General features: G+C 60.1%; 15 protein-coding genes and 1 tRNA gene. 4 read left to right on the forward strand and 12 right to left on the reverse strand.

The window, feature by feature from the left end; genetic code table 11:
* Positions 1-733: 733 nt before the first annotated feature.
* The 9 genes from brxL to QW868_RS18275 form a co-directional block, all read right to left on the reverse strand.
* The gene (brxL, locus tag QW868_RS18235) at positions 734-2,782 is read right to left on the reverse strand and encodes a protease Lon-related BREX system protein BrxL (RefSeq protein WP_316231130.1); all 2,049 of its coding nucleotides are present in this window, start codon (positions 2,780-2,782) and stop codon (positions 734-736) included.
* Positions 2,772-5,390 (reverse strand): BREX-1 system phosphatase PglZ type A, encoded by a 2,619-nt coding sequence (pglZ, locus tag QW868_RS18240; protein WP_316231131.1) that lies wholly within the window; start codon positions 5,388-5,390, stop codon positions 2,772-2,774. Before pglZ ends, brxL begins: the two co-directional genes overlap by 11 nt.
* The gene (gene pglX / locus QW868_RS18245; RefSeq protein WP_316231132.1) at positions 5,387-8,971 is read right to left on the reverse strand and encodes a BREX-1 system adenine-specific DNA-methyltransferase PglX; all 3,585 of its coding nucleotides are present in this window, start codon (positions 8,969-8,971) and stop codon (positions 5,387-5,389) included. The genes pglZ and pglX overlap by 4 nt, the downstream gene beginning before the upstream one ends.
* Positions 8,972-8,979: 8 nt before the next feature.
* Positions 8,980-12,579 (reverse strand): BREX system P-loop protein BrxC, encoded by a 3,600-nt coding sequence (gene brxC, locus QW868_RS18250; protein WP_316231133.1) that lies wholly within the window; start codon positions 12,577-12,579, stop codon positions 8,980-8,982.
* Positions 12,580-12,591: 12 nt separating this feature from the next.
* Complete coding sequence (locus QW868_RS18255; protein WP_316231134.1) at positions 12,592-13,167, reverse strand: DUF1788 domain-containing protein; 576 nt, start codon at positions 13,165-13,167, stop codon at positions 12,592-12,594.
* Complete coding sequence (locus QW868_RS18260) at positions 13,164-13,889, reverse strand: DUF1819 family protein (RefSeq protein ID WP_316231135.1); 726 nt, start codon at positions 13,887-13,889, stop codon at positions 13,164-13,166. The genes QW868_RS18255 and QW868_RS18260 overlap by 4 nt, the downstream gene beginning before the upstream one ends.
* A gap of 256 nt (positions 13,890-14,145) precedes the next feature.
* Entirely contained in the window at positions 14,146-16,866 is a 2,721-nt protein-coding gene (locus tag QW868_RS18265) for an ATP-binding domain-containing protein (RefSeq protein WP_316231136.1), read from the reverse strand.
* Positions 16,867-17,454: 588 nt separating this feature from the next.
* Positions 17,455-17,529 (reverse strand) — tRNA-Glu (locus QW868_RS18270).
* A 402-nt stretch (positions 17,530-17,931) separates the two neighbouring features.
* Complete coding sequence (locus QW868_RS18275) at positions 17,932-18,270, reverse strand: hypothetical protein (protein WP_315795684.1); 339 nt, start codon at positions 18,268-18,270, stop codon at positions 17,932-17,934.
* A 31-nt stretch (positions 18,271-18,301) separates the two neighbouring features.
* Here QW868_RS18275 and QW868_RS18280 point away from each other — a divergent pair, with 31 nt between their 5' ends.
* Positions 18,302-19,282 (forward strand): RluA family pseudouridine synthase, encoded by a 981-nt coding sequence (locus QW868_RS18280; protein ID WP_316231196.1) that lies wholly within the window; start codon positions 18,302-18,304, stop codon positions 19,280-19,282.
* A gap of 219 nt (positions 19,283-19,501) precedes the next feature.
* Complete coding sequence (gene rpoH / locus QW868_RS18285) at positions 19,502-20,401, forward strand: RNA polymerase sigma factor RpoH (RefSeq protein WP_315737032.1); 900 nt, start codon at positions 19,502-19,504, stop codon at positions 20,399-20,401.
* A gap of 76 nt (positions 20,402-20,477) precedes the next feature.
* Here the strand turns inward: rpoH and QW868_RS18290 are convergent, their stop codons facing one another.
* Positions 20,478-21,101, reverse strand: coding sequence for a peptidoglycan recognition family protein (locus tag QW868_RS18290; RefSeq protein WP_316160740.1), 624 nt, complete (start codon positions 21,099-21,101; stop codon positions 20,478-20,480).
* A 21-nt stretch (positions 21,102-21,122) separates the two neighbouring features.
* Positions 21,123-22,358, reverse strand: a complete 1,236-nt coding sequence (locus tag QW868_RS18295; RefSeq protein WP_315778336.1) for a GGDEF domain-containing protein — start codon at positions 22,356-22,358, stop codon at positions 21,123-21,125.
* A 257-nt stretch (positions 22,359-22,615) separates the two neighbouring features.
* On the opposite strand from QW868_RS18295, the gene QW868_RS18300 reads away from it, so the two are divergent.
* Positions 22,616-22,813 carry a hypothetical protein gene (locus QW868_RS18300; protein ID WP_315736286.1) on the forward strand — a complete coding sequence of 66 codons (198 nt, stop codon included), beginning with the start codon at positions 22,616-22,618 and terminating at the stop codon, positions 22,811-22,813.
* A 135-nt stretch (positions 22,814-22,948) separates the two neighbouring features.
* Here the strand turns inward: QW868_RS18300 and QW868_RS18305 are convergent, their stop codons facing one another.
* Positions 22,949-23,338 carry a response regulator gene (locus QW868_RS18305; RefSeq protein ID WP_315736285.1) on the reverse strand — a complete coding sequence of 130 codons (390 nt, stop codon included), beginning with the start codon at positions 23,336-23,338 and terminating at the stop codon, positions 22,949-22,951.
* Positions 23,339-23,489: 151 nt separating this feature from the next.
* On the opposite strand from QW868_RS18305, the gene QW868_RS18310 reads away from it, so the two are divergent.
* A complete protein-coding gene (locus tag QW868_RS18310) occupies positions 23,490-24,329 on the forward strand; it encodes an SDR family oxidoreductase (RefSeq protein WP_316231137.1) in 840 nt (279 codons plus the stop codon).
* The last annotated feature ends 74 nt before the right edge of the window (positions 24,330-24,403 follow it).

Consider the following 24,403-nt stretch of genomic DNA (forward strand, 5'->3'; position numbering starts at 1 on the left):
ACACAAGATTTGTCACGCTATTGTCGGAGATTGCGGCGCTAGAGACTAAGCGAGGGCGCGGCATTGTAGCTTTCGGCCGCGAACGCCCGCAGGAGTTCCGCTCGGACGAGACGAGTCTGACTCGTAAGATCGAGTCGGTCTTGAGGCACCTTAAACCCGTTGAGCGGGCGATTATGGCTACACCAGCGCGGAGTATCGTAGGCCTGGGAATAAAGGCTCGCCATGCAGCCTACGTGGTCTCAGAGCATTGGGATGCGCCTATCGAGCAAATTGACTGGGACGCTCAAGCCGTTCGACTCCTGATTGAAGAGATATGCAAAGTTGCCGGCGTACGCTTGCCCTTCCCCACTGAGGCAGGCCAATAAAGGCGATGGGCGGCACGAGGGGAACGCCCTCGCCGTGGACCGTGCACTCTGCAGCTGCCGCGCTAGTCACGCACACAAAATACGCGAAATGATGCCGGAAGCGCCCCCTCAGAGGGCTAAGATCGCATGCTCAAATCGTGCCGAGTGCGCTATTCTTTGTCAGCCTTTCGTGCGTGCAGGGGCATCGTGCCCTCCAAGCTTGGCGCCGGTGGCGGCGGCCCCGCTTGCGCGGGAAGTTACGCCTAAAGACAATGGCCAACGATCTGTCGGCCAGACCCTTTTTTTCCAGCTCTCGCATATGGCTCGAACGAACCTTCTGGATGACCTTTCTCACCTGGAAACTGTCTCGTTATGCCCTCGGCCTGAGCCTACCCCACGCCGAGGGCCTTAAATACCGCATCGGTCGCATCCGAGTAAAACCCCGTCTGAAACTTGGCAAACAGCTCGCCCGGAATTGTCGGAATGTCTTTGACGCTGGCCATCGGCAGCAGAATGCGCTTGGCGCCGGCATCGAACGCCACTTGAAGGGCCTCGGCCAAGTTCTCAACCGGCACGATATTCCCGCCAAGGCTCATGCTACCGAGGACGACCATCTGCGGCTGAATCGGCCTACCAAGAGAGCCAGAACAGAAGGCGACAAACGCCGCCAGCGTCATCGCAGTCGTCGGGCCCACGTTGTGGAGCTCGACGACATGCAGGTGGTAATCGTGATCGCCAGCCTTGACCGACGCACTTACCCGATGGACGTTCGCCTTGAAATAATCGAACGCTACCTTGATCGCCTCACGGGCGGTCGAATTGGAGCCAAGCCCCGATGTCTTCAGGGTGCCATTTCCGGCGGTGACCTGCGTTTCTAGGCGGTAGAGGCCCAGATGGCCCGCCGATCCCGTGGCGACGGTATGCAGGACCCCTGGATTCAGAGGACCGTCGGGGATCAGTGAGCCCCCGCCTTGCTCCGGAACGCTGATGAACTTTTCCTCCATGGATTCGACGTCGATGTAGGAAAAATGGACGTCGAAAAACTCCATGCCGCCGATCTTCTTTAGCTGCTCCTTCACGCGACGGCGGCATTCGAGCGCGTATTCGAGGCATCGCCGGACGGCCTCCTTGTCGTACCGTTCATTCGGATACAGCAGCTTGAGCAGCCCCGAGACCGTATGCTTGACGGCGATGGTGTCGCGTTGGTTGAGGTCCCGTCCAAGTTTGAAGTACCTGCTGATCGCATCCGCGAAATTGCGCTTCCGCATCTCGCGCAGCGCTTCCGCCAAGTAGTCGACGATGAGTCCGTACTGGTTCGTGAAGAACTCCGGCCGCATCTTGGGGATTTCCCAGCCCGGAACGTAGGCGTGGAAGCGATCGAAGAACGCCGAGTCGATCATCGCGTCCGGAAAGGGAGCGAACAGGTGGCTCGTCTTGACCAGCGTGTCGACCGGCTGATTGATGTTGCCGACGAACACCATGGATGCGTATGCGTTGATCGAATCCCGCCCGCGGGCAAACGAACCCGATGCCATGTAGTCCTTCATGATCTGGACGCCGTCTTTGTCCTTGAAGGAAATTCCGGCCACTTCGTCGAAGGCGACCACATCCCACACGCCGACCAAGCCGACTTGGCGCCTGGCCATGTTGTAGAAGAGGTTGGCAACGGTGGTCTGACCGCCCGAGACGAGAATGCTGTTGGGGCTGATCTCCTTGTAAATGTGGCTCTTGCCGGTGCCCCGCGGTCCTAGCTCGGCGAGATTATAGTTGTTTTCAACGAGCGGAATCATCCGGGCCAATAAATGCCACTTCACCCTTTCGTCGAAGTTTGCAGGCTCCATGCCAGTAGAGCGCAGTAGCACGTCGATCCACTGCCCCTCGCTGAAATGGTCGCGAGCGGAGAATAGCTCCTCCATGTCCATATTTGGCATCTGGATCGGCTTGAGCTCCTCGAGCAGGAACGGAGTTCCCTTCTGGTCCTCTTCATAGAAATACTGCAGCGTCAAGATGCACCAGATTCCGCCGACCAGAAGCTTTTCGAACTTCTTCACGATCGAGCTGGAAACGACGATCTTGCCCACCCCAAGGTTGGCGAGATCGGCTTCGTAAACGTCGCGCTTCTCGTTGAGGGTCACTGAGACCTTGTCGATGACCTTGAGGCTACCGCGCTCACGGATGGTAGACTTGACCTTTTCCGCCTCGTCCGGCCTGACGTAGTTCTCGGCCAGAATCCGCTTCACAGTTCGGAGACCTTCGGCAATGATTGCATCGTCATCCGACGAGCAGTAGCTCCCCAAGAGATATTCGAGGACGTAGACCGGCACGTTCGCGCCTTCCTTGACCAGCTTGGTCAGGTCCTTACGAACCACCTTACCGGGGAAGTACCGGTTCAGCAGATCATCCAAGCTGCTGTCTATCACCTGTGCTTCAGAAGTCATCGGTGAACGCCCTATCGATTACCACTTCAACGCTCTGCTGCTCGATGCCCGTTTCCGCATCCTTCAGGACCAGACGGTACGGCGTCTTCTTGTTGTAGTCTCGATCCTTCAGGACCAGATTGACCCACTTCTTCCGCTCGTCGAGGTTTCCGGACAGGCTGTCGAACTTGACGGTCTGAACATCGGTCACCGCCTCGTTCCCTTCGTAGACCGCGACGCGAAGTGTCGCTTGCTTCAGCCTTTCACTGACGGCCTCCATCTGGATCAATTGGAAACGGCAATAAGCACTTGTGATGCGATGGTTGGTACCGAGCACCTGCACGGTAACCGGCTTGGTCTTCGTCTCCTGAGCCGACTTCCCGCGCACGTGCTTCACGGTCACGACCGGGACAACGATCTCCTGCGGCATGGCGCCGCCGTGCACGAACCTGGCGCCTCCCATGAAGTGGAAAAGGTTCGTTCCTTTGGGAATCCAAAACTCCATCTCTCCATCGACCTTGGCCGTCGCGCTGGTCTTACCATGCCAAGCGACATCGACATCCGGAAGTTTGGGAGCGAGCAGGTAGCGCTTCTTGGTCAAAACCGCGTCGTCGGGCTTGACGGTTAGCTTGCTCTTATCCGTCTCCGGCCGAGCAGTCTCGGTGAACAGGAAGCCGTGGTCCGCCGTGACCAGGATGTGGTGCCCGTTCAGGCTGTTGACAATGTAGCCCACTAGAGCCGTGAGCTCGTTGATGGCCTTCCGGACGGCTTCGAAAGTGTGCCCTTCGGTTTTGCTGTCATCACCGATCGCGTCGACGGCGTCGTGGTAGATGTAGACCACCTTCTTATCCCTGACGAACTCCCGCCCCTCTTCCTTCTTCTTCGCCATGAGTTCGTCGTACCTGCAGGCCATCCCCCCGACGCGCTGCAGGATCCCGTCTCTGTCGCCGGCGGCACTGGCGCTGCCGTCGACCAGGACGTCGGCGCCCTTGTAGGTGAGCGACTTATGCGGGAGCAGACTGGCCATCCCTAACGCCGTATAGGACGGGAGCACGCCAAGCTGAGACGACAAGACGGCTCCAAACCGATATTTCCCGTTGAGCTCGCTGGTGAGCTCTTGTGCCGCCTCATACCGGAAGGCGTCGCTGATGATGACAAAAGCCCGGCGGTTTTCGGCTTCCTCGACCCACGTCCGGACGTGGCGGTCGTAGAACCGGTATTGGTTCGGCACCTCGTCGATTTTCCACTTGGCCAGCAGACCGTCCTTCGGCTCCAGAAATTTGCCCCAAGCCAACGAAAGCGACGTGAGGTACCAGTTTGCGTATCGCGCCTCGATGTCGGCCCGCAGCGGCTTGACAATGTTCCAGCCCTGAGCCTCGGCGCTGTCCGCTGCCTCGCAAAAGTGCCGGTAAAGCTGATCGAAACGATAGAGCTCGGCTTCGTACGCCCGATACATGGCCATCGCGCTCGGGCAATCAAAGCCGGCCTTGTGGATGTTCCGCAGCGCGTAGAAATCCGCGGCTGCGACCAGGGCGTCGTAGACGTCGTGCAGCGCCTTCCGGGGCGCCTCCGGAGACTGCGGTCCATCGAGGGATGCCCAATGACCAACCTGGCGACGGACCGCGACCGCCCGAATGTCGTCTGCGTTGATGGCGTCCGCCGTGGTCTGAACGCGTTCGCGCAGGCTGCTGGCGATCCGCTTCTCGACGGCCAAGAACGTCATCACGCCGGCGAGCTGGTCGATCTCGATGTCGGGAAGATGGTCCTCAATCTTGAGAATTGCCGCGGCAACGGCGGACAGCCTGTCGTAGCTGGCCCCCTTGCTGTTGCTGTCCCGCCATTGAGCCAGGCAGACAACGACGTTGGATGCGCCGACGCGAGGCAGCACGAAGCCACGAACAGCCTGGGGAATGTCGCCATTCAACTGGTAGGCGTAGTCCGTCACGAACAGCGCAAACAGCAACTTCTTCAGCGATGGGTTCTCGTCGAAGTACCCGAATGCTGCCCGGATCATTTGCCAAAACGCGACGTCCAGGTCAAATTTCTCAATACTAGCCCACGCCGCGGGAGGCTCGTCGAGGTCGACGTCAGCGCCCGCTTCGGACCACGCGTGGAAGATCGTCCGGAGAATATTGAAGAGCTCGGGCTGATCGGCCTTCGCAACGACCGCTATCATCTTGCGATCGATGTCTGCACCCGTATCGTCAGGCGTCACCAAGCCTTTCAGCTTCTGAAACCGATCCTTGGCATCGAAGAACTTGCGCCGGTCGGCGATATGGGTTCGCAAGTGCTGGTTCACCAGGCCCAGCTCCTGCAGCAGGATGCTGGCGCGATCAGCCCTGAAGCTCCGGCTGTAGAGCCGGATGTCGAGCAGCCAGTCATCTTCAAAATCCGGCTCCTCGGCGGGGGAGTACAGCAGGAATTTCCCTTCCGGCTCCTTACGCTCCAACCGGATCTTGACCTCGAGAGCCCCGACTTCGTCCAACCGGACCGGAGTGACGCCATCGATTGCGATCGACGGGAGCGCATCAAGGAATTCCCGATCCGGATCGTTCCAGAAGACGATGCGTTGACCTTCTTCGTGAAAGACACGGTAGAGGGCAGCGGTGATTTGCTTAAAATCGCTCACTCGTCGTCCTTCCCGCCCGTGACCGCCTTCACCTCAGCGAGCAAATCTCCGAACTTGCCGTAGTTTGCTTTCACGCCGTCGTTGAGATCGAGTTGGATCTTCTGATCAGCGAAGTGCTTCAACTTTTCCTCGAAGACAGCCAACTCTACCAGCTGCTTCTTCAGTTCGTCCTGTTCCTTCTGGAGCTTCCTGCGATGACTGGAGTTCGAAGCCGCGATCTTCTCGCCTTCGATGGCATCGATCCGCGCGGCGATTTTGCCCTGCAACGGTATCACCTGCTCAGTCCGAATACGGGCCAGCGTTCCGTCGTTATATCTGTGCAGGTATACCAGGCATTGAAACGCACGCAATTTACCGCTGGAAAAGAGCCAGTAAATCGGCCGCTTCTTATACGTCGATAGATGATGTTTGAAGAAACCGTTCGAAAGGTATCTGCGGATCGTGTCCCGCGGTTGCTCTCCATTGGCCGCCCCTAAGCTATCGGCAACATATTTGAGGTTTTCCTCGAGGTTCGGCTTAGACCAGACCACGGCGACGAACTCCGTCAGCCGGTCAGCGGCGTCGTCAGGCACCCCCCAGTCGGAACTCAGAACAGGAACGATGCCGTCCCCATCCGCCGGGAATTTTTTGTATTGGGACTGATCGAAGTCTTGGCTCGCCTCGCCGGCGTAGATCAATCCAGGCTTGTCCAGACTGAAGCGCCCCATCAAGCATCCGACCGCGTAGGAGATCATGTTCTTGATCTCTTGTTCGCGCTCGGCCGCGTGAAGCGTGATCTGCTCGTCTGGTACCTCGGGGGACAGCTGGGCTTCCAGTGAAAAGCACCGGATGAATATCTTGTTGTTCATTTCCTCGAGCGATCTGGCTCTGGAGAGCGCGAGACCGCATGCATTCTTCCAGCCCTCGAACGCCGACTCGATTGTATCTTTAGAGCTCTGCAACAGCAGCGGGCTGGTGTTGAAAGCCCATGAGGTCTCGTTAAAGTCCCAATCCTTGCGATAGATGTCCACCAGTTCGATTGCGATCGATGCCGCCTCCGGCCCAGGGTCGCGAAACGGCAGATCCTCGATTTGGCCGATCTCGAATCCAACAGCAGGGCTGAGGACGCCGAGAAACCTTGTCGTCACGCAGCTATTGAGGAATGCAAGCAAGGTGTGGAGGTCGGTGCCCTCGGAAAAGATCCCCGGCCCCTTGTGTCCGATGATGAAGCCCTTGTCGAAAATTCTGAAGGATGGGCTGCTTATCGAGATCAACGACCATGAGATGCCGGGCCGAAAGTATGCACTTTCGTTTCTGATCACCGACCGAGGTCGGAATGCCTTTAGACGCTCTCCATCGTTCTCCCAATCGACGACGTAGTCCTCGTTTCCATACCACCTGCGAAAGGCACCGCCCTTCAGGAACGGGAACCATCTGCGCTTCGATCCTTTAGCAACGGCTGCGCTACCGCACCCGAACGCGATGTCCGACATCGGAACTTCGTGCCACAATCGCAGATATTTTGCATCGAATGCCGTAGCGAGTCCTTGGCAAACCTCGGCAGCGCTCGAAAACGCTGCACTCGACGCGAACGCCTCCCGTTCTTGTTCCGTGATCCAATAAGCGACGACTGAGCCAGGTAGACGGCTGAAACTTCGCGTCGACACTTGATAGTTTACGGCAGTCGAGAAGCGTTCTTCGAGTTCTTCGTTACTGCTAACGCTGCCCTGCCGATCGAACAATCTCCTGAATTTGCCGACGTAATCTGCGATCGATTGGTTGCGGAATACGAAGCTGCAACTGCCGAAATCGGAACCGAACACTCCGCGACCATTATGGACAAACGTGTCGATCGCTTGATCGCCGAACAGAGATTTACGCACTTCCTCGAAACTGGATAGAAACATCCAGTTCGGAATCGTGATCATTCCGATGAAGCCGCTTGTATCGGCGAATGCTACGTTTCGTTGCATGAAACATGCATACAAGTCGGCCTTCGCGGGTTCGTAATTTCGACCGACAAAACCTTTGAGCTTCTCCGAAAAATACTTGCCTCCCATGTAGGGAGGGTTTGCCACGACGGCACTAAATCGCTGCGCCAAAATACCCGCCTGGCGGAGAAGCGGGGCGAGTACCGCGGCGGAGGCGTGGATCAAGTCTCCATGTTTCAAGACCTCTTGGACACGGCTTTCGATATCTGACAATCGTGATGCCAATTGTTCTGGAATTCGGATCAGCGACCCGAAGGTTTTCGCATCTTTGAAGAGCCCCAGCAGCAACTCGACGTCATGCTTCGATACGGTCCCGACTTCACCCCGGCTGGACCTCGTCAGGAGAGGTGTTTCGGCTTCCTCAATCTCCACGAAAAGAGAATGCTTCGGCCGTTCTGCCTGAACGACCGGAGAATTGATGGCGTTGACTAGCATGTCGGAGTCGGCATCGTCGCTCTCTTGCAGCGCCACCACGTTCGGTTTCGTCTCACTATCGAATATCCGACGATCGTCGGCGCGCGCCTTCATCATCAGCGCGAACGCGCCAAGCTGTGCCGCACGGTCATCGATCTCAAGGCCGAAAAGGTTTTTTCGAAGGATCAGAGCCGGAATGTCTCTGAGCCGGTAGCCGCGTTCCAAGTAGATTGCCTTGAAGAGATCGTAGCCCTCGACCAAGATGTGGCAGGAGCCACACGCCGGATCGAGCATCGTCAGCTTCTCCGGATCTAAGCTCGCGGGAGTGATGGCCTTGATCTGGATCGCCACATCAGGCGTCTGCTGCGCTGGTTCGATATAGTAGTCCATCTGCGAGCGCAGAGTCGAGTTCGGATAGGTCGCGAGCCACTGCCTGCCGATGGTGTTCTGGACGAGGTATTTCACTATCCAATTAGGTGTAAAAATTTGAGTAGCTGCGGGAATGTCAGCGCTGGCGACTACTTTGCCGATGACCTCGTCCTTTTTCTCCGAGATGTAGAACTGGTAGAGCCAGCCAATGATTTCGACTTCTTTCCAGTCGTCCTCATCGATCCCATCGACGAGCTTTCGGACCAGCGAGTCCGAGTGAAGCAAATTGGCCGGCAGCAATAGCTCCGTTTCGTCGTCAATGCGCTCGAACAAGAACGGCATCGCCTTGTGAAGGGCATTGCACTGCGCAGTGAGCAGCAGGCGGTAGAGATCGCTCTCCTTGTTGCCGTCCAGCTTCAGGTCGATCACCCGGTCCTTCTTCAGCCCAGGCAGATCGACATGCTCGGCGTGTTCGAGGATCTCCGGTGTCGGCTTGCCCTCCGGATGACTGAGGACACGGTATCCGTGATCGAGGTATCCATGGAGCTCCATGAAGCGGATCGCGACCAGGCGGTTGAACCACGTGTAGGCCATTGCCTCCATGGTCTGCTCGAAGCCGTCCTTCGCAATTCGAGCTTCGAGCTTTTGGCGCTTATCGGCGACGGCACGCGGGTGATCTCGTCCGACAATCACGGCCACGTCGCCCCGAACCACGACCGGCGCAACGGCGTTTGCGGTCAATCCGAAGAAGGCGGCGCGGTCGGTCACCGCCTGAATGAACTCTCGGCGGGCCTCGGGAGCGTAGGTCTTGAGCTTGTTGCGGTTCATGCCGACCATCACCGGATCTGGATGCGCTCGTTGTTCGCCAAGGCATCCTCCAACTCCTGGCGCAACGCGCCGAGGAACTGATCTACCTCACCGGACGTCTCGAGGTATGTCGCTTTCACCAGGTCCGCCGGCTTCACGACCCTCTGCTTCTTTACCTTCGGAGGCGGCGGCGGATCTTCGGACAGTCCTGTCGGCGTCGGCGGACCAGGAATTCGGCGCACGAATTCCTCAATTCTCGCCTGCGCGAGGTCGAACTCCTTCATGGCCTCGCCCTCGGCCTGGGTGATATGGGCGAGACTTTCCTGCGTCTCTACCTGCTGTTTCAGATATTCGAGCGGTTTGAGACAAACCGCGCGCAGGGCGCCATCGCCATTCGCGGCCGCGAGGTCGGAGTTCAGCGTCTTGATGTAACCGTCGACCTTGTCGATCGCCTGAGCGCGACGCTCCACAAGGAGTGAAGCGTTCACTTTGCCGACGGCATCAATGAGACCGTCGACCTCCTTGATGAGGCCATAGGGGCTCTTCGCGACCAAGATCTCCTGCATCCGCCTGAGCGCGGGCCCGGCCGTTTCGTTCCGCTCCAGCTCCAATTGATTCAACTGGAAGGTTGCGTGCGATTTACGGAGCCGCTCCCAGTTTGGCTTCTGGTGATTGTAGAAGTGCTCGAGCTCATGGAAGTTATCGCCGACGTCCACAAGGTCGGCCTTGAGACCGTTGAACCGCTCTACGAACTTCCGGCTCTCGCTATCCGCAATCAGCGGACCGAGGAGCGCCAGAGATTCTCCGATCTCGGCCGACCCAGGATAGCTGCCAGTATCGGCGAGTTGCCGAAAGCCGCTCAGGGCCACCTGCCAACCCTTCAGCCGGGTCTGCAGAAAGCCGAACAAGGCATCTTCCCCATCCGGACCCATCTCTGCGAACAACTCCTTTCCGAGAGAGCGAGCGTCGTGGATGGACTTGGGGTCCGCCGTCTCGCGCTTACGAAGCACGATCTTTCGGCGTTTGGCGGGGGTCGTGATGGCTTCGTAGACCTTGTCGATCGCCAACAGCGAGCCGTCCATCATCAGCGTCACCTCTCCCAAGACGACTAGGCGAGCCAAGAGCAGCAGGACTTCGTCCTCGGGCCAGCCATAGGGTCGCAACGAGTAACGCTTCTCCAACATGTCGTGCAGGACGACCTGCTGGCTCTTCATGGAGCAGAGATGGAGATAGTTTCGCAGATCCTCGAGCGCTTCGGGGTTGTTTTCGCCTGCCAGCAGAAGAGCCGTCTCCTTCGCAGTGTCGTTGCTGCGCAGGACCGCCTGCAGTTCCTTCAACGGCTCGGGCGAAAGATGCTTCAGGTACCCCATCTTGTTGAACGTGTTTTGGACGAGGTACTCCATGGCCTCGCTCAAGGCCGCGGACGCCGTCGATGCCTTGATCTTGAGCGGTTGCCCGGCGACGAAATACTCGCCAGCGGCCAGCATCTCGGCGAGCTGACGCGCCAGCCGTTCCAGGCGCGAACTATTTTCCTCAGAGCAATCCCGTAGGATGCGTTTCGTGGATTCCGGAAGGGTGCCGTCGTTCTTCTTGATCAGGTACTTCTTGGTCTGCTGATAGATCTGAAGCTCCCTTCCAAGTCCTTCGTCGTTGCCTAGCCGAATGATGACGCATCCGCCGTCCGCCGTGCTGTCGAGGAGAGCCTTGGCCTTGTCGTAAACGTCGTAGCCGTCCGACAGCGGTGTCACCACCGATACCGACAGCGCCATGTCCTTCGGGTTGCCCACGTAGAACTGATCGCAGCGACGATTGAAATCGAAATCCATCTTGTTGGCCGTGAAGCGGTGCTTGCGCTGCCCCTTCAGCACGTCCTCGAAGACGATCTCGCCGAGAAGCTTCGCCTGTTCGCCGCTGGAGAGCTCGACGTTCTTGATTTCCTTGTTGATGTCGCGTTCTTCGTTGGTGAGGAACGTATAGACATCGCCGTTCCTGCTGATCAGCGTTTCCTTCTCCAGCCGACCGAGGCTCTCCTCGATGCGCCGGCGCAAGGCGAGCCGGTCCCCGTCCATGAGCTCAAGGCAAAGCGTCACCAGATTTTCGACGTTCCCCTTCATCTCGTCCACGTAGCGGATGAGAAACAGGACCTGGAGCAGCTTGATGTCGAACGGCTGCAGGCTCGGATTGGATGCGGCCTGGTCGATCGTCTTCTTCACGATGGTGTCGAGGAAGCTCTCGATCGACGGGTAGAAGTCGTACAGAGGAACCAGAATGCCGACTTCCTTTTGAGAGGCCGTCTTCGCGGCGGACTGGAAAGCGTCGAGCATCGAGCGCTCGCCCCTCGCCAGATGGAGGCCGGTGGCGCCCGCCTTGCGGATGGACTCGAAGATCTTCTGGATGAGTTGGAACTGGTAGGGTGCGAACGGATAGTTCTTAACGAAATCGACGCCGTCCCTGAACGGACGGAACGTCATCCCGCAATCCTTGAAAGTCAGCTGGTTCTTGAGGATGTCGCCCTTGGCGACGAATTCCGCTTCCAGGTCGGCCTTCACTTCCGGCAGCTTCGCCAGCAATCGCGACTGAATGACCTCGTCAACGTTGGCGCTGGATAGCGAAAGCGGCGGAAAGAACCGCCCCTGGATCTTGGAGAAATCCTGCTTCTTGGTGCGACTCATGTCGCCTAGCACGGCGTCCATGTCCTCCTGAGAGGTCACGACCACCCAGGCCCGCCGCCGGCAAACCGTACCAAGCTCTTCGACTATGGTCTGCAGGTTGAGCATCAAGTGGGAGTCGGTGCCGATGAACTGGCCGACCTCGTCCACCAGGAAGACGATGCGGTGCTGCGGGCCCTTCGATTCCAGATACTCCTTGACCCACTTGCAGAAGTTCTCGACGGAAATCGAGAAGTTGTTCTCGGCCCCTTCGATCCAGCGGACGCTCGTCGCCTCGCTTTGCCCGAGGGTCTCGCTGAGCGCCTTGACGACCTCGTCCTGATTGAATTCGTACGCGTCGCGTTCCGAGATCCAGTCGTTGCCCGTGAGCTTCTTGTAGGTTACCTGGAAGGCTTCGAATTTGCCCTTGCCGTCGAGGTAGCGCTCCATGTGAGCGATGTGGGGGTGATCGCCGCTGTAGCCCTGGAGTTCGTTCAGGACCTTGAGGAACACGCGCAGGATCAGGTCGCGGCCGGTTTCGTTCCCGTGCGCCGCCTTACTGTCGATGTTGAAGAGGATGACGTCGGTATTGCCGGCCACCACGGCTCGCTTGATGTCGGCGTAGAGAACCGCATCCTTGACCTTGCTCGCAAAGAAATCCACCGCCTCTCGGCTCTTGCCGTCATGCGTATGTGTGCGATTTCGGAGCAGATAGGATAGCACCTTGAGGAAGTGCGACTTACCGGATCCGAAGAAACCCGAGATCCAGACGCCCATTTTGCCGCTGGGATCCGACGCCTTCCCCTGGTCTATGGACTCCAAGTACCAGGAGATGAACTTGCTGAAGTGCAGGTCAAGTTCCTGGGTTATGACGAACTCGTCGAGCTCCTGCCACACCGACGAGTCGTCAAGCTGGTCCGCCTTCACGACTCCGTTGATCGGCCTGAAGATATCGCGTTCAAAGAGGTTTTTGATGAGCATTACAGCCTCGACCTACGGGACCAGCTTGAAAGCGCGGTAGTAGTTGTTGTTCTTGAGCTTGCCGAATAGCCGCAGCGACTGTCCGTCGTAGCGGCCGGGGTAGAAGAGAAGCAAAGGCGTGTTGCCCATGACGGGCTGAAGATTGTTCAAGAGCGAATGAGTGCGCAGCAGCGGCCAGACAAGTCCGGCGCCGGATACGATGATGAGATCGTGGCCCGCCGGATTGGCGGCCTCGGCGAACGGTGCACTCAACTTCGATTCGTGCAGCGGCCCCATCAGCGCCTTCTTCAGCGCTTGGTCGCCTTTCGTGCGTTGGAGGTCGATCGCCTTTTCGAGCAGGTTTCGGCTGCGAAGGTGATCGAGCATGAAATCGAACAAGTCGATGTGCTTGACCCGCATCCCGTGCTTCTGCTTCGGGATGTGGTCCAGCAGCGTGACGAGAAAATCGCGAACGCGAAGCTCGTCCTCAGGCGGATAGTCGAAGATATAGAACGCGATCTCGTTGCCGATGCCGGAGCCGCTCAGGAAATCGTCCGAGGTGATCCGCGGCAGAATCTTATTGATTCGCTCGTCGAGAAGTCCGCTCATGGAGTCACCTGCAGACAACGCAGGACGTAGTCCTCCCGGTTGGCCTTCAGGCAACGGACGACCGGATCTGCAACATGAACGCTTTGCAGCTTTAGATTTCGCGTGTTTTCGATGTATCCCGCCTGGGCCAGCATCTGGAATACTGACGAACGCACCCTGAGGCAGGTCTCCTCGGTCCACGCCGGCATCAGCGGATCACGCTCCCTGCAACCGTCCAAGTAATCGGAAAACATCTTATTAGAGAGGGATTTCCCAAATCGCTGATATTGATCGGCGACCACCAAAGCCAAAAAATCTCCCAGCAGCGGACTGTGCTTCACTGCGGCTGCAAAAACGGCGTGGGTTGCGACCGAGCCTTTGCCGTCACGGATTAGCTCCCAAATGTCGGGACCCAGCGTTTCCAGACGAGATTTTATGAGCTGTGCGAGCCGCCGCGCGGTTTCTGGCCGCCTCGCCTGAAGAATGTTCCGCTTTACGATGGCGTCGGCCCACCCAGCGGCATCAACCTTGTGCAGTAATAGGTCGGCGATCCGGCGGCTCTCGCTGAGCTTCAAGGACCCTGCTGTAATATCTGCCCGATATCTAGGTACGAGTAACTTCTTATCGGGCATGTCGTCCGCCGGTTGATTTTGCACGGAAGTCGTACCGTACATGTCATCCCGACCGCCGGTGCCACGAATCTTCATGCTGACGCAGAACGATTCTTCAAGAGTATACTGCAATGCCCCCTCCCCCGACACGACGACCTTCGACCTCGGCGCAGCTGGACCGTTCTCATACGCTGCATTGCGCGGTGTTCGCAAGTTTAAGGTGCAATTTCTGTATCGATGACCAAGGACTGAAGGATCGTTCGGAATGCTCGGGAGAGGCCAACGTCTTTCTCGTGCTAACCATCCGATCGCCGCTTCGTACCGGTGTCCGGACGCAGCTGGGTTAAAAATGATTCGTCTCGCTCGATCGCTTTTGTCCGATTTCCAGTCACGAAAGCCAGCGGTCCTGAAAGAGCCCTTCGAGCGATTTGATCGCATCCGGCAGGGCGGGGCCATTGACCGTTACGCCAAGGAATGTCGCCGCCCTGGTCGTGCCAACGTAGAGGTATTTATCGAAAAGGTCTGGCATTCGCTCGGCGAGCTCATCCACCCCGACGAAGAATACAGCCTCAAACTCCAGCCCCTTGATGTGCTGAACGTCGAAGACTCGGACATCGTTATCTTGGCCCACAGTCTGCCCCCGTAGGCATGCGACAGCTCTGAGGCTACGGTCTGCGAGCGCCGCGTCGAGCGCTTTCGCAAGCGGCTCGACTTCCATTTCCGTATTCACCAGAACCGCGATCGACGGCATTGATCCCGTAAAGCGCTCTATTTCACCGATACGCTCAGCAAGCCATTCGCTCAACTGAGATCGTCCCGACGCCCCCTTCAACAATACAGGTTTCACGCCATCGTTGATGACATCCTCGGGAAGCGCAGCTCTCTCTGCAGAGGGATTAGATATCAGGGCTATTTTGTGTGCCAACTCATTTAGTTGCTGAGTATGGCGGTAGCTGATGTTGATAGGCAGTATCGAAATATTCGGAACGGCCCATTTCAGCTCTTCGGCCGACCTGGTCCCCCATGTCGTTATGCGCTGATTAAAATCGCCGCAGGCGAAGAAGGACTCTGCGGCGGGGTCGCACAATCTGGCCATGCAGGCCAGCTGTATTGGAGAAAAGTCCGTGGCTTCGTCGACCACGATTTGCGTGCGGAAAAGATTCTCTACCGCTCTCAAAACCGCATATCCGCTGTCTTCGATGTTGTTGGAAATGCCAACGTTCCTTAAGAGGTGTCGCGAGGCGCGCAATAGAGTTAGCAAGACCACATCTACTTCAAGCGGCGAGATGTCTGTCACACCAAATCCATCGGCCTTATACCAATGACCTTCGGCCTGTCGCTCTTTGCGGAAGCTGCGATAGCGGCGTGGCACACCCGATACAAAACGCCCGAGCGGAGCCATAAAACGTCGAGCAGCAGTCTGTACCTGAAGGTTCAAGCCGACCGCCTTCAGCTCTTCAGGCGACAAAATCCGGCCGCCGAGGAATTCAATGAGCCTTCCGTGTCGAGTGGCCTTCCCGAGCGTTCTGCCCGATAGCGCAGCACGTGCCTGGGCTCGGGCAGCGCGGATGCAGGCATCTATCGCTGCGGCTCTATCGGCTGGCCTTCGGTGATCCTCATCCTCGTCAGCATCGAGATCATCGATATCCTCAGACCCATCATCGAGGGTGGCGACGAATTGCATAAGCCGCGTGACGATGTCCGGGGTTTGTTTGAACAGTTGACCTAACCCTCTACGGATCTTGTCGTCAGTAAGAGAATGCAGGCCATTTGCGAGAGCCTGCAGCTCCTCCTTAGCGCTACCGATCGTCAGCAACTTGTCACCAGGTGACGAGTCGCCTTTCACAATGTTACCCAGCCTAGCGCCGAGACGCGCGATATCCCGACCAGAGTTTGTCGCGAGCGTGTCAGCATGGATCCCCAATTCCCTCCAGAATTCTTTTGCCTGCCAGTTCTCAAAATCCTCGAACCAGTCAATCTGACGAACGAGAGTTGTGAGCTGAAGGCTTTCTAACGCGGGACGAAGTTTAAAGAGACCGTTGTTCGCCTCTGTGCGCAGCACGCCAAGCTTGTTACGTGCTACGTCGCGGCTATAGTCTGACCATGTCTTGATCCGATCATCAGAAGCGGCAATCTCTTCCAGAGCGAAAGCTTCCTTAACGTACTGCTTCAAAAGCTCGGTCGGTGTAAACATCATCCAGCTCTGGCTGTGCCTATCTGATCCGGCCGTCGTACCCGCTATGATCCTTCGTTCTTCATCTTCCAGGTATTGGGTGTCCAACTTCTGGCCAAGGCGCTTAATGAGTGTTGTTGTTTTTCCCGTACCTGGAGGTCCAAGGACAGCCAATCGCGAGTTAATTGGCATGCGGAAAATACTGTCCTGGATTTCATTCAGAAGCGGCTGATCCCTCAGCCCCATTTTCTTACGAACATCCCGGCGAATTCCCTCCAGAACATTTTCCGCAGCCCGGCCTTCTGCAAGCAAGCTTTCGAGATAGTCGATCTCATCCTGGTGCGCTTCAATTAGCAATTGCCGAAGTGATTTGAGGGTGAGCGGCTTGGACCTAACGGCATGCAGAACCGTATTGATTGAATCCCATCCGTCAGCCTTGAACGCAGGGCGGAGCGTCGCGCGTTCGCGTAGTTCGTAGTTTCGAATTCCCTGCGGAGTGCGCACGTCCTCATCGTGCCCCACTCGCAAAGCAGCAAGCCGTCCGATCGGCGATCGGTAGCTGGCCATCAGTCCCTTGCTGGTTGGCAGAGTGCCAGCGCGCGCAATGAAGTAGACGCGTTCGCCCCCATCTTCGTCGCGAAGGACGATGCGCGCGATCGCAGGTTCCGTCACCAGCTGGCTCAGCTCCCGAAGGAGCTCTTTATTGATGCCGGTGAGGTTTTGCAAAGCACGATCGGCCGTCAATGTATTGACCGCCGCGAACACGCCTGCATCGCCAAGCGGGCGTCCACCTTGCGCGCCAAGCCTCTCGCGCGCTGCGTTGGAAACGTCCTCGAAAAACGTCAGGGTGTGGTTGGCCAACTCGACAAGATGCTCATCCTGCCTCGATGCTTCTCCTTGCACAGAAGTACGTTCCTGCTCGTCCGCACCGGACATTCGGGCCCCCAGGTTCTGTTTTGACAGGCTGTTGCAACACCGATTCGAAATTCGAAGAAATGAGCAGGGCGGCCTGTTGAAATCTCTCTTTGACCAGCAATTCTTGGCCGTGCATTCCCGCCTTCCCGCGGCTCTGCGCCCGTGCAGTTTACCGAACGCGCGACGCTCGAGGCGGGCCTTGCCGGCGACTTAGAAGCTTCAGTGAAGGGAAGACGGTCAAATGACGCGCATTGCAGGTAACACGGGCCGGTGGGCGGTCGCTATCCACCTCGGCTCCGCGGGCGAGGTTGGTCTCGATCTAAGAACCTCCCAGACTAAACTGAAATTCTAGTCTGGATCCCTTACGCCCGAGGCAGAAACCGATGATCTTTGAATTGGATATCGCGGGCGCCGGGAACAATTCGAACGCCCGCCCCTCAGACTCGTAATCTTGAGGGCTGGAGCACACCAGCTCATCCGGGAGCCGAATGAGTGCGAATCATAGTCAGGAGCGCCCCCCCGACTTGCACATTCCGCCGCCGTCCGTGGGCGCTTATTCAACGGATATTCGATGATTTCGATCGCGCCCAGCTAAGCTATTGATTTTATTGGCGCTCCCTAGGGGAATCGAACCCCTGTTTCAGCCTTGAGAGGGCCGCGTCCTAACCGCTAGACGAAGGGAGCGTGAGGTGAACCGCATAGCCTCGAAATCGCCGCGCCGCAAGACGGGGATGGGAATTTTGTGGGGTGAGTGCCTCGAGGGTCTTTCCCCGTGGGGACCCCCACCCCCGACCCCTCCCCGCAAGGGGGAGGGGAGTGGGCTGCCCGGGTGGCGAAGGGATCGGCCATCATAGGATGGAAACAGCCGGCCAAGGCGGCGGTGGGCTCCCTCTCCCGCTTGCGGGGGAGGGTTGGGGTGGGGGCGCTGCCGGCGCCGGTGCCAATGGAGAGAGTTCCCCCACCCGCATCGCATCTTCGATGCGATGCGACCTCCCCCGCAGGCGGGGGAGGCGCTGACCGCCCGAGTCGGCAGAGATGGGGCAGCAACGCAATAATGGCTGGCGTCCGGGCGAAACCGCCCTGCCCTTACGGCTCCACGGCGAAGCGGAGGCGGCCGGTGGGTTTCAGGGACTTGGCGTCGAAGGTGCGGATCTCGGTGGTGCCGCCGACATCCAGTGTCACCGCCAGGCGGTCGCCGGCGGTGCCGGTGGCGACGATGCGGGCGCCCTTGGGCAGCATGGCGGTGAGGTCGGGGCCCGAAGCTGTGCTTCCATCGCCGCGGAAAAGGCGGTAGCCGATGGCGACCAGAAGCACTGCGATCGCGATCGAGGTGGTCACGCCCGCGATCATCATCATGCGCCGCAGCCGCGCCATCAGCTGGGCCTGCTCGGGCGAGGACGGCTCGGGCGCAACGGTGGAATTCATGGACATCTCGACTTCAAATCCTAGCGGCGTGATGACGGTGACGGTCGCCGGCGACGAAGGCTCGCCGCGGCTCGATCGCGTGCTCGCGGTCCGGCTGCCGGAGCTGTCGCGGTCGCGGCTGAAGGCGCTGATCCTGGCCGGTCAGGTCAGCCTCCGCGCGGAGGCGGTGCGGGACCCCGCTTATCACGTCGCCGCCGGCGACACGATCACAATCGACGTGCCGGAAGCGGTGCCGGCCGAGCCCGCGGCCGAGGCGATCCCGCTTAAAATCATCTACGAGGACGACGACATCGTCGTCATCGACAAGCCGGCCGGCCTCGTCGTGCACCCCGCGGCCGGGCACGAGACGGGAACGCTGGTGAACGCGCTGATCGCGCATTGCGGCGCCAGTCTTTCCGGAATCAGCGGCGTCAAGCGGCCCGGCATCGTGCACCGGCTGGACAAGGACACCACCGGGCTGATGGTGGTGGCGAAGAACGATCGGGCGCACGCCTCGCTCAGCGCGCAGTTCGCCGATCACGGCCGCACCGGCGCGATGGAGCGCGGCTATCTGGCGTTCGCCTGGGGCGTGCCGCACCGGCCGCATGGCACCATCAACGCAGCCATCGACCGGCATCCGCATGCCCGCGACAAGATGGCGGTGCGGCCCAAAGGCCGCGAGGCCATCACCCATTACGAGGTGCAGGAGAGCTTTCTTGGCCGCGACGGCAAGCCGGTGGCGTCGCTGATCGCGTGCCATCTCGAGACCGGGCGCACCCACCAGATCCGGGTGCATCTGGCTCACCTCGGCCATCCGCTGCTCGGCGATGCCGTCTATGGCCCGCATTTCAAGACCAAGGCGAACCAGCTCGCGTCGGCCGCGCGGGACGCGCTCGAGGCGCTCGGACGGCAGGCGCTGCACGCCTATCTGCTGGTCATCGAGCACCCGCGGACGGGAGAAATAATGCACTGGGAATCGGAGCTGCCGGAGGATCTCATGCTGTTGAGGAGCGCCCTGCGAGCGGCGCTATGACGCAGCGCCTTCAGAAAAACGCAAGCATGCCAGCAGGTTATGGCAGCCACACGGGGACGTGACCCCCGGAATCCTTCCACCGGGGGGCGAAAATGGTGTATGTTGCGCCTGCGTCGAATGGTCGACGCATGGAACGTCGCAAACCGGCCGGCTTTAACCAAGCGACCGCTTTGCCTGGCCCGCCGCTATCGGGGGCCTGAACCAACTGGAGGGCGCTCGATGGCCCGTACAGCTACACTCCCGGTTCTCAATGGAGAATCCGGACTTTCACGCTACCTCGCCGAGATCCGCAAGTTCCCGATGCTGGAACCGCAGGAGGAGTACATGCTCGCCAAGCGTTGGCGCGAGCATGACGACAGCGACGCAGCGCATAAACTCGTGACCAGCCACCTCAGGCTCGTGGCCAAGATCGCCATGGGCTATCGCGGCTACGGCCTGCCGATATCCGAAGTCGTTTCGGAAGGCAATGTCGGCCTGATGCAGGCGGTGAAGAGGTTCGAGCCCGAGAAGGGCTTTCGCCTCGCCACCTACGCCATGTGGTGGATCAAGGCGTCGATACAAGAGTACATTCTGAGATCGTGGTCGCTCGTGAAGATGGGCACGACCGCGAACCAGAAGAAGCTGTTCTTCAACCTGCGCAAGGCCAAGAGCAAGATCTCGGCGCTGGATGAAGGCGATCTGCATCCGGATCAGGTCAAGCTGATCGCGAAGCGCCTCGGCGTGACCGATCAGGACGTGGTCGACATGAACCGCCGCCTCGGCGGCGACGCCTCGCTGAACGCGCCGATCCGCGACGACGGCGAAGCGGGCGAATGGCAGGACTGGCTGGTCGATACCTCGCCCAACCAGGAAGCCATCATGGCCGAGCACGAGGAGTATGACCACCGCAGGCAGGCGCTGAACGGCGCGATCGGCGTGCTCAACGCGCGCGAGCGCCGCATCTTCGAGGCGCGGCGCCTGGCCGACGAGCCGATGACGCTCGAGGACCTCGCCGCCGAGTTCGGCGTGTCGCGGGAGCGCGTGCGCCAGATCGAGGTGCGCGCGTTCGAGAAGGTGCAGTCCGCCGTCAAGGGCGCCATCGCCAAGCAGGAGGCGGCGGCCCTCGAGGCCGCGCATTAGCGGCGCGGCTTGCGGCTTGAAGGTGGTCTTTGGATGCGATCGGAGCCGGCGGAGACGCCGGCTTCTTGTTATGTGATCAGTCCGGCGCAGCGCGGGCGAGCCCGGCGAGCGCACAGCCCTCGCAATAGCGGGCATCCTTGTAGTCGATCCAGTTGTGCGCATAGATCCGCTCCCGCGGGATCTGATAGCGCAGCCGGAGCAGCTTCGAGAGAATGCGCCACGCGGCGACCTGGGCTTCGGTGGCGGGCCGGGTGACGTCGGGATAGTTGCCGGCGAACTCCACGCCGATGGAATTATCGCGGACGACCTTGCGATAGGTCGGGCCGTTGTCGATATAGCGGTTGTCGTTGCGGTTGGCGCCGTCGCCATGCAGCGTCACCAGGGTTTCCGGCACCGCCCAATACACCGTGCCGTCGGTTTCCACCCACAGGGTGACGCCGCGCCGTTTCGGGTTCTTGGCTTGCGCCAGCGCCCCTGATCGCGCCGATCCCGCCGGCCCTTCGGTCTGGTGGACGATGATGTTGGTCCAGGGATGGGCCTGGGCGGGATCGCCCCACGGCGCCAGCCAGACCATCTTCAGACCGGGGATGTCCGGCGTGCCGGACGAGCGGGCGAGCGACGTGAGATCCTCGGCCGAGACCGGCGCAGGAAGAAGAAGCAGCGCGAGCGCTGCGCGGAGGAAGAACAGAACCGGCCTCATGGCCGGCAACGATAGCACCGGCTACCCGGCGGTGGCATCCTGCCGGCGCGGCGGTGCCATCATCGGCTCGATCTGGTCCGGCGCCAATGCCGGCGTCTCATGGTCACCGGCGAAGACGGCATAGCGGTTCTTGCCCTCCTTCTTGGCGGCATAGAGCGCCTGGTCCGCCCGCGCCATCAGCCGGTCGGGGAATGCGCCGACATCCTCGGTCCATTCGGCGATGCCGATCGAGACCTCGATCGGCACCTCGGCGCCGGCACAGGCCTCCGCATCGTCGCGGCAGACCTGCAGGATGCGCCGCGCGATCATCGCGCCTTCGCGCAAGGCGGACGCCGGCAGCACGATGCAGAATTCGTCGCCGCCGGTGCGCGCCAGCATGTCGCCGGGGCGCAGCCGGGTCTGGGCCATCAGCGTGAAGTGCTGCAGGCAGGCATCGCCGGCGGCATGGCCATGGGTGTCGTTGATGATCTTGAAGCCGTCGAGGTCGATCACCAGCAGCGCGAACGGCCGCCGCGAGCGCTCGGCGCGCGCGCATTCCTCGCTCAGGCGCTGCATCAGGTGACGGCGGTTGGCGACGCCGGTGAGATCGTCGAGCAGCGCGAGATCGGCGACCTCGTTGCGCAGCCGGTCCACCGCCATCAGCAGGAAGCCGAAGTTGAGCGACATCGACAGGAAGATCAGCAGCAGCACCGCGGCGGCCTGGCCGCTGGTGGAGTGGCTGAAATTGAAATCGGCGCCGACGAACGCCCCGATCGACCGCGCGGCAAACACCGCGATGATCAGAACGGACAGCAGGCCGGCCAGCCGCGCTCCCGGATTGACGGGCCCGCGCCTCGCATCCAGCACCAGCCGCGCGATGATCGCCATGGGGACCGCCTGCCCGATCGAGTAGCACAGGATCCTCAGCGGGCCGTGGTCGTATACGTATTGGAAAAATGCGATCGACGCGCAGGTCATCGCAACGACGGTCAAGCTCAGCCGCCACGACGCCCTGTAGCCATAGAAGCGCTCGACGCCCATCGCCGCGAGGCAGATCGCGAAGGTCATCAGCGAGCCGCCGGCCAGCAGCGGAACGAACGAGCCGAAATAGAACCGCGTCAGCGCGAACGTCGCCGCCGGCGCGCACATGAACGCAGACGCAGTCCAGTACCGCGCCGAATCCAGATTGGGATAGCTGCGCATCACGTAGGCCCAGATCAGGCCCAGCGCGAGGAAATTGACCACGAAGGCGGTCCACAGCGTCGGAACGTTCAGCATCCCGACAGCAGGACGCCGCAGGTCCTGTCCTCGATGTTCAATAGCGCCGCGCTCATGAGCTACCCTGTTGCTCGCGGCAACATGGGCGCGGCGCAGTTAACGGTTCCTCAAGGTCGCAACCAAGGTTGCGCCTTGGTTTTGAATCAATGAAGACACCTTTTACGATCCGCTAACCTTGTCACGACCTGCGTGCCAGCGGCGCAACTGGCCGGCGAATGCATCGAGCTGTGGATAAGCGCAACCGCGCTGGTGACAGCGTGAGGCAGAGCTTCGCGAATCTGCTGGGATCGACACCCGAGGCTGATGCATGGCTGGCGTGCGCCAGCGAAGCCTCGAAGTCGCGTTGCAATCCATCAACTCCTGACGAGGATGCCATGGCGAAGAAGGCGAAGAAGGCCGCGAAGGCCACCAAGAAAGCTGCGAAGAAGACCAAGAAGGCTGCCAAGAAGAAGTAGTTGCACTTCCGGGTGGGAGCGCGGCTTCCACCCGGCTCTCAGTCGGCTCGGCCACTAGCCAATCCCACGTCTCCACCGGTCGGCATTTGCCACGCATCACCCTTTGAGCGACGCTGGCGGAGCAAGACCTTGGCCTCACCCGATATCGGGCGCGCGCTCGAGCGTCACCTCAGCCTCGCGCAGCACATCGAGCGGCGCCCACGGCTTGCTCCAGAACTTCGTGCCGCCCGGCAGCGGCTGCGACAACGGCCGGCCAGAAGTGACGACCACATTGATGTGGGGGTGACGCGCCTTGGCGAGATGGGCAAGCTCAACCCCGTTCATGCGGCCCGCCAGATTGACGTCGGTCATCAGCAGCACGATGCGATGACCCGGCTTGTTCAGGACCAGTTCGGCGGCCTCCGCGCTCTCACACGCGATCACGTCGTACTCGCTCTCTTCGAGCAGCAGCGTGATCATCTCGCGCTGCGCCAGATCGTCTTCCACGATCAGTGCGGTGGCGCGAAAGGGTTGCGACTGTCCCATGCAGGTCCTCCACGAATGTGTGCTCGTAAAGTAATGTGAGTTAAAAGCTGAACGGCCGGATGGTTCGGTTCCAATCAGAAAAAGTGGCAGAAAACCCAGCTGCAATTGGAACAGGCACGTAGATCCGGTCGATCAGGGGAGTGAAGCGACAATGACGATCATTCGAGGCGCATCTGCCGCCGTGACAGGCGCAGCCAGCGGCATTGGCCGTGCGCTGGCGCAGGAGCTGGCGGCGCGCGGTTGCGATCTGGCGCTCGCCGACCGCGACGAGGCGGGCCTCGCAAGCCTCGCCGCCGAGCTCGCCGCGAGCGGCCGCAAGGTGACCACGCACCGGCTGGACGTCAGCGATGTCGCTGCAGTCACCCAGTTCGCCGAGGACGCGACCCGCGCGCATCCCGACCTCAACATCGTCGTCAACAATGCCGGCGTGGCACTGTTCGGCAGCTTCGCCGAGATCGATCAGGCGGAGATGGAGTGGCTGTTCAACATCAATTTCTGGGGCGTCGTGCACGGCACGCGCGCGTTCCTGCCGCATCTTTCGCGCCAGCGCGAAGCGCATGTCGTCAACCTGTCCTCGATCTTCGGCATCATCGCTCCGCCCGGCCAATCGGCCTACGCCGCGGCAAAGTTCGCGGTGCGGGGATTTTCCGAGAGCCTGCGTCACGAGCTCACAGCCGCCGGCAGTCCCGTGCGGCTGTCCGTCGTGCATCCCGGCGGCATCGCCACGGCGATTGCGCGCAACGCCCGCGCCGGCCACGGCATGACCGACAATGCGCGCCGCGTGCAGGCCATCGAACGGTTCGAGCGGCTCGCCAGGACCAGCCCGCGCGACGCCGCGTTGCGGATCATCGAGGGCATCGAGCGCAATGAGCCCCGCATCCTGATCGGCGGCGATGCGCGCTTCATGGATCTCCTGCAGCGGTTCATGCCGGGCACCTATTGGCGCGTGATGGCGAAGCGGCTCGAGAAGGCGGCCGCGAAGCAGGCGTGAGCCACGGGACAGGAGGCGCCGCCCCGCCTCGCGCTCTCGAGACCACGGCACCAGGACACAGCTCATGCCGGTCG

This window comes from Bradyrhizobium sp. SZCCHNR1051 (assembly GCF_032489615.1).
In the GTDB taxonomy this organism is placed as follows: Bacteria; Pseudomonadota; Alphaproteobacteria; order Rhizobiales; family Xanthobacteraceae; genus Bradyrhizobium.

What these genes read in the sequence shown, in the direction of transcription:
- brxL (WP_316231130.1), bottom strand. Translation starts at nt 2,782, where the DNA reads ATGACTTCTGAAGCACAGGTGATAGACAGCAGCTTGGATGATCTGCTG.
- pglX (WP_316231132.1), bottom strand. Translation starts at nt 8,971, where the DNA reads ATGAACCGCAACAAGCTCAAGACCTACGCTCCCGAGGCCCGCCGAGAG.
- brxC (WP_316231133.1), bottom strand. Translation starts at nt 12,579, where the DNA reads ATGCTCATCAAAAACCTCTTTGAACGCGATATCTTCAGGCCGATCAAC.
- QW868_RS18255 (WP_316231134.1), bottom strand. Translation starts at nt 13,167, where the DNA reads ATGAGCGGACTTCTCGACGAGCGAATCAATAAGATTCTGCCGCGGATC.
- QW868_RS18265 (WP_316231136.1), bottom strand. Translation starts at nt 16,866, where the DNA reads ATGTCCGGTGCGGACGAGCAGGAACGTACTTCTGTGCAAGGAGAAGCA.
- QW868_RS18275 (WP_315795684.1), bottom strand. Translation starts at nt 18,270, where the DNA reads ATGAATTCCACCGTTGCGCCCGAGCCGTCCTCGCCCGAGCAGGCCCAG.
- QW868_RS18280 (WP_316231196.1), top strand. Translation starts at nt 18,302, where the DNA reads ATGACGGTGACGGTCGCCGGCGACGAAGGCTCGCCGCGGCTCGATCGC.
- rpoH (WP_315737032.1), top strand. Translation starts at nt 19,502, where the DNA reads ATGGCCCGTACAGCTACACTCCCGGTTCTCAATGGAGAATCCGGACTT.
- QW868_RS18290 (WP_316160740.1), bottom strand. Translation starts at nt 21,101, where the DNA reads ATGAGGCCGGTTCTGTTCTTCCTCCGCGCAGCGCTCGCGCTGCTTCTT.
- QW868_RS18295 (WP_315778336.1), bottom strand. Translation starts at nt 22,358, where the DNA reads ATGCTGAACGTTCCGACGCTGTGGACCGCCTTCGTGGTCAATTTCCTC.
- QW868_RS18305 (WP_315736285.1), bottom strand. Translation starts at nt 23,338, where the DNA reads ATGGGACAGTCGCAACCCTTTCGCGCCACCGCACTGATCGTGGAAGAC.
- QW868_RS18310 (WP_316231137.1), top strand. Translation starts at nt 23,490, where the DNA reads ATGACGATCATTCGAGGCGCATCTGCCGCCGTGACAGGCGCAGCCAGC.